The sequence below is a fragment of the Pseudomonas tremae genome, from assembly GCF_023278125.1.
GTDB classification, from domain to species: domain Bacteria; phylum Pseudomonadota; class Gammaproteobacteria; order Pseudomonadales; family Pseudomonadaceae; genus Aquipseudomonas; species Aquipseudomonas tremae.
Genome location: NZ_CP066270.1, coordinates 3,468,968 through 3,484,575 on the forward strand (window position 1 = coordinate 3,468,968; position 15,608 = coordinate 3,484,575).

Here is a 15,608-nt window from a genome sequence, read left to right on the forward strand (position 1 = left end):
CAAAATAGGGACAGCCATTCGCTTTTCAAGAGGCTTTTTTCAGGCTTTTATCGACCGTTCGTCGGGTTGGATTTCGGATGAGCAACCGAGCAACACGCTGATCCGCGCGCAGTCGGTTTCGCGACGAAGCAAATCGAACATCAGAGTGGCTTGCGGGTAGCTCTTGGTCAGCAGCACTAGCCATTGCTTCAGGCGGCCCGGCGCCTGAATGAGCGTCATCTTGACCAGGCAGTCCTGCCAGAAGGTACGCAGTATAGGCTGCAACTCCTCCCAGGTCATCGGCACAACCTCTTCGCCCTTCTGAGCCGCAGCAATCTGCCGGGCAAGGTCAGGGCGCGCCACCAGACCGCGACCAATCATGATGTCCCGCGCGCCGCAGATCTCACGGCAGCGAAGCCAGTCATCAACGGTCCAGATCTCGCCATTGGCGACTACCGGGATCTTGACCACTTCCTGAATGCGCGCAATCCACTCCCAGTGCGCCGGCGGCTTGTAGCCATCGACCTTGGTACGTGCATGAACGACGATCTGCTCTGCCCCGCCGTCGGCCAAAGCCCGGGCGCAATCCAGCGCGCCATCAGTGTTTTCGTAGCCCAGGCGCATCTTGGCAGTCACGGGGATGTGTCGGGGCACCGCACGGCGCACCTGATTGACGATGGAGTGCAGCAGTTCCGGCTCCTTGAGCAGAATGGCACCGCCACGGGAGCGGTTGACGGTCTTGGCCGGACAACCGAAGTTCAGGTCCAGTACCGGTGCGCCCAGCTCGCAGGCGAACGCAGCATTCTCGGCCAGACACCCCGGATCGGAGCCCAACAACTGGAGCCGTAAAGGCGTGCCTGCGTCAGTTTTGGCGCCCTTGTGAAACTCCGAAGCGTACTTGTAGAAGTAGTGCGCCGGCATCAAACGCTCGGACACCCGGATGAATTCAGTCACGCACCAGTCGATGCCACCCACTTTCGTCAGGGCATCGCGCAGGATGTCGTCGACCAACCCCTCCATGGGCGCCAGAGCAATTTGCATGGATCACACTCGAAAAAAAGTCCGGCAGTTTACTGCCCGGCGTGCGGATTGGAAATGTCGCTGTCGAGAATCGCCGAGCCGTAGCCTTCGATAAACTCTACCGGCATGCGTTTGGGCCGTCCGCTCGATAGCTCGATGCACACGAAAGTGGTTTGCGCGCGCAATAATGTCAGGTTGTCGGCAGGCCGCTTGAGCTGAAAGCAGCGGGTCATTTTCAGGCGGCGGTCCCAGTCAGTGATCCAGGTCGCCAGTTGCAGTTCGTCGTTCTCGTACGCACTTGCAAGGTAGTCGATCTCGTGCCTGACCACTGCCATGGCCCGGTCCAGACGCCGATACTCGGTCAGGTCAAGGCCCAGAAACTGCGAATGCCGCCAGGCGCAGCGTTCAAGCCAGGAAACGTATACCGCGTTATTGGCATGCCCCAGCCCGTCTATTTCTTCAGCGCCGACATTAAGGTCAATGACGAAAGGCGTTGCCCGATCCCAGACCATGCGTGCTCCTGCTTGAGTGAATGCGATTAGCGGGAGTGTAGCGGGTCATGGCTCTGGTTCCCACGTGCAGGTACGAGATGTGCGCTCACAGACTAGAGGATGCGGAACGTCCTGAACGGCATACCGACGCAGAGCGTCGGCACGATAGTCGGGATTTCGACACTATGCTCAACAAGATTGGTGTATGACGGAGCAAAACCGGAAAGAAGGATTTTCAAACCCTGGAAAAACAAAAGGGCCATTCAATAATCGAATGACCCTTGGTCCCGCATAGCGGGAAATCGTGGCGTCCCCTAGGGGACTCGAACCCCTGTTACCGCCGTGAAAGGGCGGTGTCCTAGGCCACTAGACGAAGGGGACGCAAACCTTCAGTCAGGATCACCGATTGGTGAACCCTGGCAAATTGGTGGAGCTTAGCGGGATCGAACCGCTGACCTCCTGCATGCCATGCAGGCGCTCTCCCAGCTGAGCTAAAGCCCCAGATTTTTCGCCTCTCGGCGGAGATCAGCCTTACAGCATCACTCGGTAAAACTGGCGTCCCCTAGGGGACTCGAACCCCTGTTACCGCCGTGAAAGGGCGGTGTCCTAGGCCACTAGACGAAGGGGACAAAACCTTCTTCTGCAGATAACCGGTCGCTGGATCCGGCTGCCTTGCATCATCCCAGAACAGTGTAGCGAAGTTCTGAAACGCTAAATTTGGTGGAGCTTAGCGGGATCGAACCGCTGACCTCCTGCATGCCATGCAGGCGCTCTCCCAGCTGAGCTAAAGCCCCACATAAGTGGACGGGGCGCATATTAAGCGTGAGTGGCAGAGCTGTCAAATTTATTTTTTACAATTTCCAAACTTTTTTGTCGGTAATACAACCACTTACCATTCACCCCCCGCAAAACCGGGAGGTAACTGGCAGCGCAGGCATTACCTCATGCGATGGCGCCAAGGAGCTTTTCCCATTCCTTGTTTTCTTTCTTCGACACGCCGCCCAGCAAATCCAGTGCCTGACGCAAGCGGAAGCGGGTCAGGTCCGGCCCGAGGATTTCCATTGCGTCAGTCACCGAGACCGAATTGGCCTGACCGGTGATCGCTGCAAACATCAGTGGCATGGCATCACGCAGCTTGAGCTGCAGATGCTCGACGACGGCCTGTATGCAACCCATGATCCGCTCCTTCTCCCACTGACGCAGCGATTCCAGTTTCCAGAGGATCAACTGCATCACCTGGCGCACCTGTTCCGGCGACAGCTTCTTGTGCTCGAACAGTTTGGCATCCGGCGTGACGCCACCCGCGAAGAAAAAGCCTGCCAGCGGCGCGACCTGGCTAAAGGTCTCCACCCTGCCCTGCACGTGCGGCGCGATCTTCATCATGTAATCGGGGTTCAGCGCCCATGTCTGCAGACGCGAAGCAAACTCCTCGACCGGCAGTTCACGCAACCACTGGCCGTTGAGCCAGGACAGCTTCTCGATATCGAAGATCGGCCCGCCCAGCGAGACACGCGACAGGTCGAAGTTGTCGACCATTTCCTGCAGCGAGAACTTCTCGCGCTCGTCCGGCATCGACCAGCCCATACGGCCCAGGTAGTTGAGCATCGCCTCGGGCATGAAGCCCATGCGCTCGTAGAAAGTCACAGAGGTCGGGTTCTTGCGCTTGGACAGCTTGCTCTTGTCCGGGTTGCGCAGCAGCGGCATGTAGCACAACTGTGGCTTGTCCCAGCCGAAATACTCGTAGAGCAGGATCAGTTTCGGCGCCGATGGCAGCCATTCTTCGCCACGCAGTACGTGAGTAATGCCCATCAGGTGGTCATCGACAACGTTGGCGAGAAAATAGGTCGGCAGACCGTCAGTCTTCATCAGGACCTGCATGTCCATGCGGTCCCAAGGGATTTCAACTTCACCACGCAGCATGTCGGGCACCACGCAGACGCCTTCGGTCGGCACTTTCATGCGGATCACATGCGGCTCGCCGGCGTCCAGACGACGCTGGACTTCCTCCTTGGAAAGCAGCAAGGCACGACCGTCGTAACGCGGGGTTTCGCCCCTGGCCTGCTGCTCGGCGCGCATCTCGTCGAGCTCTTCGGCGGTGCAGAAGCACGGAAAGGCATGGCCCAGTTCGACCAGTTGCTGCGCATACTTCTTGTAGATCTCGCCTCGCTCGCTTTGGCGGTAAGGCCCGTGCGGGCCGCCGACGTCAGGACCTTCGCTCCAGTCGATGCCCAGCCAGCGCAGAGCGTCGAAAATCTGCTGTTCGGACTCGCGGGTCGAGCGCAACTGATCGGTGTCTTCAATGCGCAGAATGAACTCGCCACCGTGCTGTTTGGCAAAGCAGTAGTTGAACAACGCGATATAGGCCGTGCCGACGTGAGGGTCGCCCGTGGGCGATGGCGCGATGCGGGTACGAACGGTGGTCATGGAAAATCCCGAAATAGGTCAATCAAGCGCGGAATGTTAACAGGCCGGGGGTATAAGGCTCCAGCGTGGGTGATGTGATCAGTTCCGTACAGCACATCTCAGGATGCCCATTGAACGTCTTCGTGGACAAGTCCACTCCTACAGTGCCCGCGATCTGTAGAAGTGGACTTGTCCACGACCTGCCGGGAACCGGCAGCAAAATAAGGGCGCGCGGTACATCATGCACAACCTGGGCAGCCCGGATCAGGGCTTGTTTATCACACTGGACACTCAGGATAACGACCTGCGGATCAAACCGTCAGCAACCGCTCTCGCAACTTGCCGATTTCGTCGCGCATCTGTGCAGCGGCTTCGAATTCCAGGTCGCGGGCCAGCTGGTACATTTTTTCTTCAAGTTGGCGAATGCGCTTGTTTATCTCGCTCGGCGAGCGCAGTTCGTTCTCATAACGGGCGTTTTCTTCGGCGGCCTTGGCCATGCCTTTGCGCTTCTTGCTGCGCGAGCCCGGCACGGTGGCGCCTTCCATGATATCGGCGACGTCCTTGAACACGCCTTTGGGCGTAATGCCGTGCTCCAGGTTGAACGCGATCTGCTTCTCTCGGCGCCGCTCGGTTTCGCCGATGGCGCGCTCCATCGAACCGGTGATCCGGTCGGCATACAGAATGGCCCGGCCATTGAGGTTACGTGCTGCACGGCCGATGGTCTGAATCAGCGAACGGTCCGAGCGCAGAAAGCCTTCCTTATCTGCATCGAGAATGGCCACCAACGACACTTCCGGCATGTCCAGGCCCTCACGCAGCAGGTTGATGCCCACCAGCACGTCAAACGTACCCAATCGCAAGTCTCGAATGATCTCGACACGCTCTACCGTGTCGATGTCCGAGTGCAGGTAACGCACGCGCACGCCGTGGTCGCTCAGGTAATCGGTCAGATCCTCGGACATGCGCTTGGTCAGCGTGGTGACCAGCACCCGCTCCTCCAGCGCCGCACGCTTGTGAATTTCCGACAGCAGGTCATCGACCTGAGTCAGCGCCGGACGAATCTCGATCTGAGGGTCCACCAGACCGGTCGGACGCACCACTTGCTCGACAACCCGGCCGGCGTGTTCCGCCTCGTAATTGCCCGGTGTCGCCGAGACAAAAATGGTCTGCGGGCTAATTGCTTCCCACTCGTCAAAGCGCATGGGTCGGTTATCCAGCGCCGATGGCAGGCGGAAACCATACTCGACGAGGGTTTCTTTGCGCGAACGGTCGCCTTTGTACATCGCACCGACCTGCGGCACGCTGACGTGAGACTCATCGATTACCAGCAGGGCATCGGCGGGCAGGTAGTCGAACAAGGTCGGCGGCGGCGCGCCGGACGGACGACCCGACAGGTAACGCGAGTAGTTTTCGATGCCGTTGCAGTAGCCCAGTTCCAGCATCATCTCCAGATCGAAGCGGGTGCGCTGCTCCAGACGCTGAGCTTCCACCAGCTTGTTCTGGCTGCGCAGGTATTCCAGGCGTTCCTGCAGCTCTACCTTGATGTTTTCCATCGCCTCCACCAGCGTCTCTCTAGGCGTGACGTAGTGGCTCTTGGGATAGAAGGTAAAGCGCGGCAGCTTGCGAATCACCTCGCCGGTCAGCGGATCGAATGCCGACAGACTCTCTACTTCGTCATCAAACAGCTCGACACGGATCGCCTCGAGATCGGACTCGGCCGGGTAGATATCGATCACGTCACCACGCACGCGAAAGGTCGCGCGAGCAAAGTCCATGTCGTTACGGGTGTACTGCAGATCAGCCAGGCGCCGCAGCAAGGCACGCTGGTCGAGTTTATCGCCGCGATCAATGTGCATGACCATGCGCAGGTAGGTTTCCGGACTGCCCAGACCGTAGATGCACGACACCGTGGTGACGATGATCGCGTCCTTGCGCTCCAGCAGCGCCTTGGTCGCAGACAGGCGCATCTGCTCGATGTGGTCGTTGATCGACGCATCCTTCTCGATGAACGTATCCGACGACGGCACATAGGCTTCAGGCTGGTAGTAATCGTAGTAGGAGACGAAATATTCGACGGCGTTGTTAGGGAAGAACGCCTTGAATTCGCCATACAACTGCGCAGCGAGAGTCTTGTTCGGTGCAAGTACCAGCGTGGGCCGTTTGATCTGGGAAATGACGTTGGCGATGCTGAACGTCTTCCCCGAACCGGTTACCCCCAGCAAGGTCTGGTGTGCGAGCCCCGCGTCGATCCCTTCGACCAGTTGGCGAATGGCCTCGGGCTGATCGCCGGCTGGCTCAAAACGGGTGACGAGCTGGAACTCGGACATAACTTACCTCTTGAATGATTCGCGTGTGCTTCGCTGGCGTGGATCCGCTGGCAACCCAAGCGCGTAAAGGGTTCGCCGATGCGTGAGTGGCGCAGGGGCAAAAACACCGCCGACGCCGATTCCCGCCAGGGAGCAGACGTGCGATGTTTTGAAGTGATGACTAATAGATGGAGTCATATATCCGCCTTTCAAGGCATCCACTTAAAGCATTGAGGTTTTAACCGAACGATCGTTCTGCAAATATGCGTAAAAACCTTGAAAAAACCCGCCCCGCCCTGTCGCTCGCAAAGGGGATGCTCTCTATACTAGCCTCTGTTTGCGCACCGCTTTGGCGCATCAAGCCGCAGCGTGTATCCCCTTCCCACTCTTCATCAAGAGCCGCCGCACAATGAGCCTGTTCTCCGCTGTCGAAATGGCACCCCGCGATCCGATTCTGGGTATCAACGAAGCATTCAACGCCGACACTCGCGCCACCAAGGTCAACCTTGGCGTGGGCGTCTACTGTGATGAAGACGGGCGTATTCCTCTGCTGCGTGCCGTGGCTGAAGCGGAAAAGATCCGCGTCGCCCAACATGCACCGCGCGGCTACCTGCCGATCGACGGTATTGCCGCCTACGATCAGGCCGTGCAAAAGCTGCTGCTGGGGGCAGAGTCGCCATTGATCGCTTCGGGCCGTGTGTTGACCACTCAATCGGTCGGCGGCACGGGTGCGCTGAAGATCGGTGCCGACTTCCTCAAGCAACTTCTGCCCAACGCCGTTGTAGCCATCAGCGACCCAAGCTGGGAAAACCACCGAGCGCTGTTTGAGACCACAGGCTTTCCGGTAAAGAACTATCGCTATTACGACGCGGCCACGCACGATGTGAACCGCGCCGGCATGCTCGAGGACCTGCACAACCTGCCGAACAACTCGGTGGTTGTCCTGCACGCCTGCTGCCACAACCCGACTGGCGTAGATCTGAGTCTGGACGACTGGAAAAAGGTCCTGGAAGTGGTCAAGGCCAAGGGCCATGTACCGTTTCTGGACATGGCGTATCAAGGCTTCGGTCAAGGCATCCAGGAAGACGCGCTGGCAGTGCGCTTGTTCGCCGAGTCAGGCCTGACCTTCTTCGCCTCCAGCTCGTTCTCGAAATCCTTGTCGCTGTACGGCGAACGTGTCGGTGCGCTGTCGATCATCACTGACTCAAGGGAAGAAACCGTTCGCGTCCTGTCACAGGTCAAACGCGTGATCCGCACCAACTATTCCAACCCGCCGACCCACGGCGCGATCATTTCTGCTGCGGTGCTCAACGACCCGGCACTGCGCACCATGTGGGAAGAAGAACTGGGCGAAATGCGCGTGCGTATTCAGGGTATGCGCAAAGCGATGGTCGAGCGTCTGGCCGACAACCCGGCCGGTCAGGACTTCAGCTTCGTCGGCCGTCAGTGCGGCATGTTCTCCTACTCCGGCCTGACCGCCGCACAAGCTCAGCGCCTGCGCAGCGAATTCGGCATCTACGCGCTGGACACCGGACGTATCTGCGTAGCGGCGCTGAATCAAAAGAACATCGATGTAGTCTGCGACGCGATCAAAAAGGTGCTTTAACCTCTCATCGCGAATTTGTATTTGTCAGAGCGAACCGCGCAACGTTTCGCTTGTTCGCGAAGACGGTGTTCCAGTCGATGTATCTTCATGGACTGGACAGCGTTCTTCGCGAACATCGCGTATCCGCTAGCCTCAGCCGCAACACTCCGTCACGCACCACCACTCAGCAAATGCATCGAACGATCCCGCCTGCAGTCCCTCGAAACTATGTCAGTACATTTTTCTGAACCAGATAGCGAGGTACTCATGTCTACTGAACCGCAACGCCAGAAAGAACCGACGCCTAATCAGGACGCGCCTGCAGAACCGGGTCCGGACCGTAACGATATAGCCATCGAGCCGCAGGTTGCGGATGTAGGGCCAGAAACCGAAAAGGGTGGTGCCCAGAAACAAGGCCAGCCCCCTGCCCCCAGCCAAAGCCAGTCGCAGAGCCAGACTCAGTCGTCAGGCGACAGCGCCTACGTGCCGGACCACGAGCTGGAGGGGAAAAAGACCCAGGAGCAGCGCAACCACCAACAAACCCAGGGTGTCGACGCTGACATCGACACTCAGGGCGGCTAAAACCGTTACAGCGCATTTGGGCCACATGGTCCAAACGCGCTGCCATTGCCTCTGGGTTCGAGCTATTCCTTGATGACCTGCACCTCATACGCGGGGTCAGCCTTTATCTGCTGCTCGGTGAACGGCAGTGTGCTCCACTGTTTTTTCGAGAAGGCTTCGGTCTGATCCGCTGAATGAGCGGACTGCGGGTTGCTCGACTCGGAAAACACCAGCAAACCCTGCGCCTTGGGGCCCTGCTCGTCGAACGTCACCACTTGCAGGTAGCTGCTGCCACTGACCACTTCGCGCTTGCCGTCCTTGCCAGCAACCGTCTGTATGGCGTTGTAGACGCCGAGCCCCGCCGGTCCCCCGTGAATCGGAATCGGTTTGCCGCTGAGACTTGAAACCTGAATGTCGCCCCATTTACTCTCGGCGGAAAGACCTGACTTGGCCACCTCATCCATCGCAGCCAGCATGGCGGCGCGCAGTGCGGTGGCGACTTCCGGGTACTCGATGGCCAGCCCGCTTGGTGTATGGACCGGGTCCTGCAGGTCGAACACCACGCGCCAGCGAGACGCAACGTTTTGCATGGACTTCATAATCTGCTGAAAGTACACAAAGCCGATGCCACTGTTCAGATTAGCGTGGCCGTCCCATGCTTTCAGCGCGGCACACAACGGCGCCAGACGCGCCGCATCGTCACCCAGCTTCGAGGCGCAGAACGTCAGCAGATCCGGCAGCACTTGCCCGGCCTGATACACCTCGTTGTCCATGACCATCGCTTGCAGGTTTTCGAGGCTGACCTTGCCTGATCTTTCAAGATTGGCCAATCGATCCAGCGCAAAACGTGCGCGCTGGCCCAGCGGCTGTCCGTCCTGACTGATCAGCGGTGAAAAGTCTTTCAACGGTGCAGCCGGGTTGACCATCCAGGCCGAGTCATTGGAGTGCTGCACGAAATCAGTCCGCAACAACTGCGGCTGGCGTGACGAAGGATAAATACCTGCTTGCGCCGCCTGCGGGGAAACGTCCCAGTTGCACTGGCTGCGTGAGCCGTCCAGCACGATCAACTCAGTACCAATACTCGGGTCGCTGCATTTGGCGAGCTTCACTGCATCAACGTTCGGCACTACCGACAGGTTCATGTACAGCGCCTGCCCATTGGCATCGACCGCCAGGGTGTTGACCCACGGGATGCCCTGAATCTTGTGTACCGAATCCTGAAACGCCTTGAGGCTGTCAGCCTTGTCCATTGCATACCACTGCTGCAGCACCCGATCGTTTTCCAGGTTGGCGTCCCGCAGGCTGAAGGCGAATTTGTTGTCCCAGTCCAGCTTGCCCGGCCACTGCACCACGGGGCCGAACGTCGATGAATAGATGATGTGCGGCACGGCCTTGAGGCTGCCGTCCGGCTGTTTCACCTCGACACTCACCTGCTGTTTGCCCATTGCGATAGATTTGCCGTCCAGCAGGTAGCGAGTCGAGTCCTTCGGATCGAGCTGCAAACGGTGCAGCGTGAAGTGCTTCGACGTATCGACGGTATGGCTCCAGGCCAGATGCTGGTTGAACCCGATGTTGATCAACGGCAGGCCGGGCAGCGCTGCGCCCATCACGTCCAGCTTACCGGGAATGGTCAGGTGCATTTGATAGAAGCGCATGCCGCCGCCCCACGGAAAGTGCGGATTGGCGAGTAGCATGCCGTGGCCGTTGGCAGAAAGATCACGCCCCACCGCCACTGCATTACTGCCGCGTTCCAAAGTAAAGCGCTCGTTGCGGACAGCAGCCATCTGCAGGGCTTGAACCTGCTGCTGATCAACCTGCAAGGGCTTTTGCACAGAAGGCGGCTTGGCCCCGGCAAAGGCTTCGGTGAACTGCCCGACTCCGCCTTCGACCAACAGGCGGCGCGTCAGACGCACCAGATCATCAGTGTTGATCGGCCGAAGCCATTCAGCCGCGCACGCTTGCGGCAGGCCCTTGGCCTTCTGCTCCTGCAGAGAACGGTTGTAACCAGCCACATAGCCTTGCATCAACTGGCGAATCTCCGGCGGCTGCGCCTTCCAGAAATCCACCAGCGCCTCAGGCGTGTTGAGCCACTTGAACAATAGATCGCTGGCCATGTTATTGCGCTGTTCAAGGGTCGCCTTGTCCGGCCCGAAATAGCGCGATCGCTCGCCGTTGACGGTAACGATTTCATTGGCCAGCAGGCAAAGGTTGTCCTGCGCATAGGCGTAACCGATGCCGAAACCCAGGCCTCGCTCGTCATCGGCGACGATGTGCGGCACGCCAAAACCGGTGCGCCGGATCTCGGCGCCAGCGGCCTTTTGTTCATGCGCAACCAGCGCCTGCGCAGGCAAAACCACAGCGACCGAAAGGCCTGCAAACAGAAAACCGGGCAATGCTCTAGACATAATCACGCTGACCTCACCTCGACAACACGACCCGAATTGGCCGCCCCCCGTTAAACGAAGCGCGGGCGAAAATTTTTAGCTGATTCGTCCAAACGGTGATCGGCGCTAAATTCCGGCCTGCATTTCTCGTTTAACTGGCAGCTCTGTTTGAAGAGCAGCCCCGAGCCGTCGACTGACTGATATCTCCCCACGCAGGACTCTGCATGAAACGCTCTCGATACCCTCGACGCGCCCTCCTCGTGGCGCTGTGCCTGTTCCCGGTCATTGCCGTGTGTGCGTGGCAGATCCTGCCCGACGCCAGAAGCAATGCATCGACCGTGACCGTGACCCGCGGCACTGTCGAAAACAGCGTGACCGCGCTGGGCACTCTGCAGCCGCGCAGCTACGTGGACGTTGGCTCGCAGGCCAGCGGGCAGATCATGAAAATCCACGCGCAGGTTGGCGACCAGGTCAACGAAGGCGATTTGCTGGTGGAAATCGACCCATCGACACAAAAAGCCAAACTCGATGCCGCGCGGTACGCCATCGATAATCTCAAGGCGCAGTTGCAGGAACAGCGTGCGCTGCACGAACTGGCCGAGCAGAAGCAACAACGGCAGAAAAGCCTTGCTGCGGGCGGCGCCACTCGCGCTGAAGACGTGCAGGCCGCGCAGTCGGAATTTCGCGCCACCCAGGCCAGAGTCGACATGTTCAAGGCGCAGATTCTCGAAGCCGGGGCGGCGCTGCGCAGTGACGAAGCGGCGCTGGGTTACACCCGCATTTACGCGCCCATGAGCGGCACCGTTGTCGCGCTGGATGCCCGCGAGGGTCAGACCCTCAATGCGCAACAACAGACCCCGTTGATTCTGCGCATCGCCCGGTTGTCGCCCATGACCGTTTGGGCCGAAGTCTCGGAAGCCGACATCGGCCACGTCAAACCGGGTATGACGGCCTACTTCACCACGCTCAGCGGCGGCCACAGGCGCTGGAGCAGTACCGTGCGGCAGATTCTGCCGGTGCCGCCCAGACCGCTGGATCAGGCCAATCAGGGCGGCGGCAGCCCGAGCAGTTCGCGTAAAAGCGGCGGCGGTCGGGTGGTGCTCTATACGGTTTTACTGGACGTCGACAACAGTGATCAGGCGCTGATGGCAGAAATGACCGCACAGATTTTTTTTGTCGCTGGCAAAGCCGAAAACACCCTCACGGCTCCCCTTGCAGCACTGCAAAACGGCTCCCGGACCGATATCAAGACTGTGCAGGTACTGGCCGCCAACGGCGAAGTCCAGAATCGTCAGGTACAAACCGGGATCAGCGACCGTCTGCGGGTGCAGATCATCAATGGGCTCAGCGAAGGTGATCGCCTGCTGGTGCCCGCTCCCGTCGGCAGCGGAGGCTGAATGCACACGCCGCTGATCGACCTGCGGGGTATCCGCAAATCCTACGGCGGTGGCGACAGCCCGCTGGTCAACGTGCTGCGCGGCATTGACCTGTCGATCCACGCCGGCGAGTTCGTGGCGATTGTCGGCGCGTCCGGCTCGGGCAAATCGACATTAATGAATATCCTCGGCTGCCTGGATCGCCCCACGTCAGGGGAGTACCTGTTTGCCGGAGAAAACGTTGCCGAGCTGGGCAGCGACGAACTGGCTTGGCTACGCCGTGAAGCATTCGGTTTTGTGTTTCAGGGCTACCACCTGATACCGTCCGGCTCGGCACAGGAAAACGTCGAGATGCCGGCCATTTACGCCGGTACACCAGCCGTCGAGCGTCACGCCCGGGCCGCCGCCCTGCTCGACCGGTTGGGCCTGGCATCACGCACCGGTAATCGCCCGTATCAGTTGTCCGGCGGCCAGCAGCAACGGGTGTCCATCGCCCGTGCCTTGATGAATGGCGGACACATCATTCTTGCCGACGAACCGACCGGTGCACTGGACAGCCACAGCGGCGCTGAGGTAATGACCCTGCTGGACGAACTGGCCAGCCAGGGCCATGTGGTGATTCTGATCACGCATGACCGGGAAGTGGCGGCGCGCGCCAATCGGGTCATCGAGATCAGCGACGGTCTGGTGGTAAGCGATACCGCCGGCGATACGACCGCGCCGCTTGCAGCCAACCCGGCGGCGTTGCAGGCCGTCGATCTGCGCAAGCGCCTGAGCGAGGGCAGCGGCAGTCGCGGCGCCTGGAAAGGCGAATTGCTCGACGCGGTTCAGGCGGCGTGGCGGGTCATGTGGATCAACCGTTTCCGTACGGCGCTGACCTTGCTGGGCATCGTCATCGGCGTCGCGTCGGTGGTGGTCATGCTCGCTGTCGGTGAAGGCAGCAAGCGCCAAGTCATGGCGCAGATGTCCTCGTTCGGCTCGAATATCATCTATCTCAACGGCAAGGCACCCAACCCGCGCGCACCGAAAGGCGTCATCACCCTGGAAGAAGTCGTCGCACTTGGCGAATTGCCCGAGGTGAAAATGATCATGCCGGTCAACGGCGGACAGGCCGGAGTGCGCTACGGCAATGTCGATCACTCCAGCTACGTCGGCGGCAATGACACGCACTTTCCGGCGATTTTCAACTGGCCTGTGGCCGAAGGCAGCTATTTCAGCGAGGCCGACGAGCAAAGCGCAGCCGCCGTGGCAGTGATTGGTTACAAGGTTCGTCAGAAGCTGTTCGGCGAGCGCATCGACCCAATCGGTCAATACATCCTGATCGAAAACGTGCCGTTTCAAGTGGTCGGCGTGCTCCAGGAAAAAGGCGCGACCTCGGGCGATCTGGACAGCGATAACCGCATCGCCATTCCTTACTCATCGGCCAGCATCCGACTGTTCGGCTCGCAGGACCCTGAGTACATCACCATCGCCACCCGCGACGCCAACAACGTCAAGCAGGCCGAAGCAGCGATTCGCAGCCTGCTGCAACGCCTGCACAACGGCAAGCAGGATTACGAACTGACCAACAACGCCGCAATGATCCAGGCCGAAGCGCGCACCCAGAACACCCTGTCACTGATGCTCGGCTCGATTGCCGCCATTTCGCTGCTGGTCGGCGGCATCGGGGTGATGAACATCATGCTGATGACCGTGCGTGAGCGGACCCGCGAGATCGGCATTCGCATGGCCACCGGAGCGCGGCAGAGCGACATTCTGCGCCAGTTCCTTACTGAAGCCGTGATGCTTTCGGTAGTCGGGGGGCTGGCCGGTATCGTGCTGGCGCTGGGGATGGGCGCGGCATTGCTCGCGAGCAAGGTGGCGGTGGCCTTCACCCTGTCTGCGGTGATCGGTGCCTTTGCCTGCGCGCTCGTCACCGGAGTGATTTTCGGCTTCATGCCTGCCCGCAAAGCTGCCCGGCTTGACCCGGTGGCGGCCCTTACCAGTGAATGATCATTCGATGAAGCCATGCCTTTCCCTGCTGACCGCCTGTCTGCTGCTGAGCGCCTGCCATGCGCCTGCCCCGCGCATTGAAAGCGGCATCCAGCCACCGGCGAGCTGGGCGTTTGCCGAGCGTGCCGCCGCGCAGCGCAGCGACGCCCGTTGGTGGCAGCAGTTCGGCAGCCCAGAGCTGAACCGCCTGATTGCCCAGGCCAGCCGCGACAGCCACGAAGTCACTGCAGCGACGGCACGCGTTCGCCAAGCCCAGGCAACGGCCATCATCGGCGGTGCGCCACTGCTGCCGGAACTCGCGTTCAACCTGCGCGGCGAGCGTAACAAGTTCGTGCGCAACAGCGACCGTAAGGCCAACCCTTCCGACGACAACAACACCAATAACTTCACCAGCAACCTGACGGCCAGCTATGAAGTGGACTTCTGGGGCGGCATAGCGGCCGGGCGCGACAGTGCAATACAAGGCCTGCGTGCCAGCGAGTTCGACCAAGCGACGGTGGAGCTGACCCTGCTCGGCAACGTTGCCGACCGTTACGCACAAACCCTGGCGGCGCGTGAACAAGGCCGGATTGCAGGACTCAACCTGGCCAATGCGCAGAGCGTTTTGAAGCTGGTGCAGACCCGTTTTGATTCGGGCTCGGCCACTGCACTGGAACTGGCACAGCAGAAGAATCTGGTGGCGGCTCAGCAGCGCGAACTGCCGCGCATTCAGCAACTGGCCAACGACCAGTTGATCACCCTCGCAGCGCTGCTCGGTCATCCGGTGCAGAACATCGAGCTCGACGATCAGACTTTCGGCAGTCTGAGCTGGCCGGACATCAACGCTGGCGTGCCCAGCGAGCTGCTGACCCGCCGTCCCGATCTGGCCAAGGCCGAAGCCGAACTGGCAGCGGCACAGGCCAACGTTACGGTAGCCAGGGCGGCGATGCTGCCGAAACTGACGCTGAGCGCCAGGCTGGGCACCGAAGCGACCCGCGCAGAGGACTGGCTGCGCGCACCGTTCAGCAGCCTGGCGGCAGGGCTGGTCGGGCCGATCTTCAATAATGGGCGCCTAGGGGCCGAGCGTGACAAGGCCACGGCACGTCAGGAAGAACTGCTGGAAACCTATCGCGGCGCGATTATCAACAGTTTCGCCGACGTGGAAAAAGCCCTGAACAGCATCAGCGGCCTTGACCAGCAACGCTATTGGCACGAAGAAGAACTCAAACAGGCGCAGGCCGCCTTCCGCATCGCCCAGAGCCGTTATGAAGCCGGTGCAGAGGGTTTGCTGACGGTGCTGGAAACCCAACGCACGCTGTACCTGGCGCAGGACGCGAGTGTGCAGTTAAGGCTCGCACGCTTGCAGGCGAGCATTGCACTGTACAAGGCGCTGGGTGGGGGTTGGCAGGTACGCTGAGCGAGTCACGATAGAAACACCACTATCATACGACGCAGAGCGTCTAGTACTGCATTCCCAAGCCAGAGCGTAGGGAACGATAATCTTAACTATCGTGCGACGCTCAGCGCTATAC

At 60.0% G+C, this 15,608-nt stretch carries 10 protein-coding genes and 4 tRNA genes; 5 read left to right on the forward strand and 9 right to left on the reverse strand.

Annotation, left to right across the window (positions count from 1 at the left end; genetic code table 11):
* Positions 1–39: 39 nt before the first annotated feature.
* The 8 genes from I9H09_RS15810 to uvrB all read right to left on the reverse strand — a co-directional run bounded on the left by I9H09_RS15810 (position 40) and on the right by uvrB (position 6,220).
* Entirely contained in the window at positions 40–1,020 is a 981-nt protein-coding gene (locus tag I9H09_RS15810) for a tRNA dihydrouridine synthase (RefSeq protein ID WP_122311837.1), read from the reverse strand.
* A 29-nt stretch (positions 1,021–1,049) separates the two neighbouring features.
* Entirely contained in the window at positions 1,050–1,511 is a 462-nt protein-coding gene (locus tag I9H09_RS15815) for an acyl-CoA thioesterase (protein WP_005893720.1), read from the reverse strand.
* 284 nt (positions 1,512–1,795) lie between these two features.
* Positions 1,796–1,871, reverse strand: a tRNA-Glu gene (locus I9H09_RS15820).
* Between the two features lie 44 nt (positions 1,872–1,915).
* Positions 1,916–1,991: transfer RNA gene (locus tag I9H09_RS15825), tRNA-Ala, on the reverse strand.
* A 52-nt stretch (positions 1,992–2,043) separates the two neighbouring features.
* Positions 2,044–2,119, reverse strand: a tRNA-Glu gene (locus tag I9H09_RS15830).
* Positions 2,120–2,208: 89 nt separating this feature from the next.
* Positions 2,209–2,284, reverse strand: a tRNA-Ala gene (locus tag I9H09_RS15835).
* 148 nt (positions 2,285–2,432) lie between these two features.
* Positions 2,433–3,914 (reverse strand): glutamate--tRNA ligase, encoded by a 1,482-nt coding sequence (gene gltX / locus I9H09_RS15840; RefSeq protein WP_024671147.1) that lies wholly within the window; start codon positions 3,912–3,914, stop codon positions 2,433–2,435.
* Between the two features lie 290 nt (positions 3,915–4,204).
* Positions 4,205–6,220, reverse strand: a complete 2,016-nt coding sequence (gene uvrB, locus I9H09_RS15845) for an excinuclease ABC subunit UvrB (RefSeq protein ID WP_024671146.1) — start codon at positions 6,218–6,220, stop codon at positions 4,205–4,207.
* Positions 6,221–6,608: 388 nt separating this feature from the next.
* Between uvrB and I9H09_RS15850 the strand changes: the two genes are divergently transcribed.
* On the forward strand, positions 6,609–7,805 hold the full coding sequence (locus I9H09_RS15850) for an amino acid aminotransferase (RefSeq protein WP_122347803.1): 1,197 nt from the start codon (positions 6,609–6,611) through the stop codon (positions 7,803–7,805).
* 246 nt (positions 7,806–8,051) lie between these two features.
* Positions 8,052–8,366 (forward strand): hypothetical protein, encoded by a 315-nt coding sequence (locus tag I9H09_RS15855; RefSeq protein ID WP_024690999.1) that lies wholly within the window; start codon positions 8,052–8,054, stop codon positions 8,364–8,366.
* Positions 8,367–8,428: 62 nt separating this feature from the next.
* Here the strand turns inward: I9H09_RS15855 and pvdQ are convergent, their stop codons facing one another.
* Positions 8,429–10,750 (reverse strand): bifunctional acylase PvdQ, encoded by a 2,322-nt coding sequence (gene pvdQ / locus I9H09_RS15860; RefSeq protein ID WP_122347804.1) that lies wholly within the window; start codon positions 10,748–10,750, stop codon positions 8,429–8,431.
* Positions 10,751–10,953: 203 nt separating this feature from the next.
* On the opposite strand from pvdQ, the gene I9H09_RS15865 reads away from it, so the two are divergent.
* The 3 genes from I9H09_RS15865 to I9H09_RS15875 are packed head-to-tail and all read left to right on the forward strand — an operon-like array spanning position 10,954 to position 15,493.
* The gene (locus I9H09_RS15865; protein ID WP_122347805.1) at positions 10,954–12,126 is read left to right on the forward strand and encodes an efflux RND transporter periplasmic adaptor subunit; all 1,173 of its coding nucleotides are present in this window, start codon (positions 10,954–10,956) and stop codon (positions 12,124–12,126) included.
* Entirely contained in the window at positions 12,127–14,097 is a 1,971-nt protein-coding gene (locus tag I9H09_RS15870) for a MacB family efflux pump subunit (RefSeq protein ID WP_122347806.1), read from the forward strand.
* Between the two features lie 7 nt (positions 14,098–14,104).
* Positions 14,105–15,493, forward strand: a complete 1,389-nt coding sequence (locus I9H09_RS15875; protein WP_122347807.1) for an efflux transporter outer membrane subunit — start codon at positions 14,105–14,107, stop codon at positions 15,491–15,493.
* The last annotated feature ends 115 nt before the right edge of the window (positions 15,494–15,608 follow it).

Coding starts and splice junctions, on each gene's coding strand:
- gltX (WP_024671147.1), bottom strand. CDS start 3,914: ATGACCACCGTTCGTACCCGCATCGCGCCATCGCCCACGGGCGACCCT.
- I9H09_RS15815 (WP_005893720.1), bottom strand. CDS start 1,511: ATGGTCTGGGATCGGGCAACGCCTTTCGTCATTGACCTTAATGTCGGC.
- I9H09_RS15850 (WP_122347803.1), top strand. CDS start 6,609: ATGAGCCTGTTCTCCGCTGTCGAAATGGCACCCCGCGATCCGATTCTG.
- uvrB (WP_024671146.1), bottom strand. CDS start 6,220: ATGTCCGAGTTCCAGCTCGTCACCCGTTTTGAGCCAGCCGGCGATCAG.
- I9H09_RS15875 (WP_122347807.1), top strand. CDS start 14,105: ATGAAGCCATGCCTTTCCCTGCTGACCGCCTGTCTGCTGCTGAGCGCC.
- I9H09_RS15810 (WP_122311837.1), bottom strand. CDS start 1,020: ATGCAAATTGCTCTGGCGCCCATGGAGGGGTTGGTCGACGACATCCTG.
- I9H09_RS15865 (WP_122347805.1), top strand. CDS start 10,954: ATGAAACGCTCTCGATACCCTCGACGCGCCCTCCTCGTGGCGCTGTGC.
- pvdQ (WP_122347804.1), bottom strand. CDS start 10,750: ATGTCTAGAGCATTGCCCGGTTTTCTGTTTGCAGGCCTTTCGGTCGCT.
- I9H09_RS15870 (WP_122347806.1), top strand. CDS start 12,127: ATGCACACGCCGCTGATCGACCTGCGGGGTATCCGCAAATCCTACGGC.
- I9H09_RS15855 (WP_024690999.1), top strand. CDS start 8,052: ATGTCTACTGAACCGCAACGCCAGAAAGAACCGACGCCTAATCAGGAC.